The sequence below is a fragment of the Lysobacter enzymogenes genome (genome assembly GCF_017168095.1).
Lineage (GTDB): Bacteria > Pseudomonadota > Gammaproteobacteria > Xanthomonadales > Xanthomonadaceae > Lysobacter > Lysobacter enzymogenes_D.
Map to the genome: position 1 here is coordinate 1 of NZ_LXSD01000480.1, position 1,471 is coordinate 1,471.

The following is a 1,471-nucleotide window of genomic DNA, read 5'->3' on the forward strand; positions in this document are numbered from 1 at the left end:
CCGCGCGCCGGCCATGCCGCGCCGCAGGCGGCGGTGCGGCTGCGCGTGGCCGACGGCGCGACGGTCGAGTTCGACGACCTCGTGCTCGGCCGCCAACGCCAGGACGTGGCGCGCGCGGTCGGCGATTTCGTCCTGCGCCGCGCCGACGGGCACTGGGCCTACCAACTGGCGGTGGTGGTCGACGACGCCGACCAGGGCGTCACCGATGTGGTGCGCGGCGCCGACCTGCTCGATTCGACCCCGCGCCAGATCCTGCTGCAGCGCGCGCTCGGCCTGGCGACGCCGCGCTACGCCCACCTGCCGCTGCTGCTCGACGCGCACGGCCGCAAGCTGTCCAAGTCCGAGGCCGCGCATCCGCTGGATCCGGCCGCTCCGCTGCCGGCGCTGCGCGCGGCCTGGGCCGCGCTCGGGCAGGATCCGCATGCGCTGGTTGCGGTGGAAACTGTCACGCAGTTGTTGGCGGCGGCCCGCGATTCGTTCAATCCGGCACAGATTCCGCAGACCGCTTCAGGTCTCGCCGCGATGCACAACGATCCCGGCGCGAATGCTGTCTAGAATCGGAACGCGACCGCCCTTTTGCGGCCATGGAGAGCTCAGCATGCAGTCACGCGTTGCACTCGTCACCGGCGGTACCGGTGGCATCGGCACCTCGATCGTCCAGCGCCTCGCCAAGCTCGGACACAAGGTCGCGACCAATTACCGAGACGAAGCCAAGGGCCGCGCCTGGCAGGCGCAGATGAAGGATCAGGGCTACGACGTCGCCATCGCCCAGGGCGACGTGTCCTCGCCCGCGCACGCCGAAGCGCTGGTGCGCGAGGTCGAGCGCCAGCTCGGCCCGGTCGACATCCTGGTCAACAACGCCGGCATCACCCGCGACACCACCTTCCACCGGATGACCCCGCAGCAGTGGACCGAGGTCATCGACACCAACCTCAACTCCTGCTTCAACGTCACCCGCCCGGTGATCGAGGGCATGCGCGAGCGCAAGTGGGGCCGGATCGTGCAGATCAGCTCGATCAACGGCCAGAAGGGCCAGTACGGGCAGGCCAACTACGCCGCGGCCAAGGCCGGCATGCACGGCTTCACCATTTCGCTGGCGCAGGAGAACGCGAAGTTCGGCATCACCGTCAACACGGTCTCGCCCGGCTACATCGCCACCGACATGGTCATGGCCGTGCCCGAGGACGTGCGCAACAAGATCATCGCGCAGATCCCGACCGGGCGTCTGGGTTCGCCCGAGGAAATCGCCTACGCGGTGGCGTTCTTCGTTCCCGACGAAGCCGGCTGGATCACCGGCGCCAACCTCTCGGCCAACGGCGGCCAGTACATGGGTTGGTGACGGCCGCGCCGTCGTTGCGGGCCGGCCGCGCGCGCCGCGGCCGGCCGCCCCGCTGCATCGTCTTCGGTTTCCCTGTTCAGGTCTTGCGCCGCGCGCGCCGGTTCGCGCAACGGGCGCGGCGAAGGCCGCGCC

Annotated in this window: 2 protein-coding genes; both read left to right on the top strand. The window is 70.3% G+C overall.

Annotation, left to right across the window (positions count from 1 at the left end; translation table 11 throughout):
- Nucleotides 1-555, top strand: a 555-nt coding sequence (locus A7A76_RS20030; protein WP_241201069.1) for a glutamate--tRNA ligase family protein, incomplete at its 5' end; no start/stop codon positions are given.
- Nucleotides 556-598: 43 nt separating this feature from the next.
- Nucleotides 599-1,339, top strand: coding sequence for an acetoacetyl-CoA reductase (gene phbB / locus A7A76_RS20035; RefSeq protein WP_206412955.1), 741 nt, complete (start codon nt 599-601; stop codon nt 1,337-1,339).
- Nucleotides 1,340-1,471: the final 132 nt, after the last annotated feature.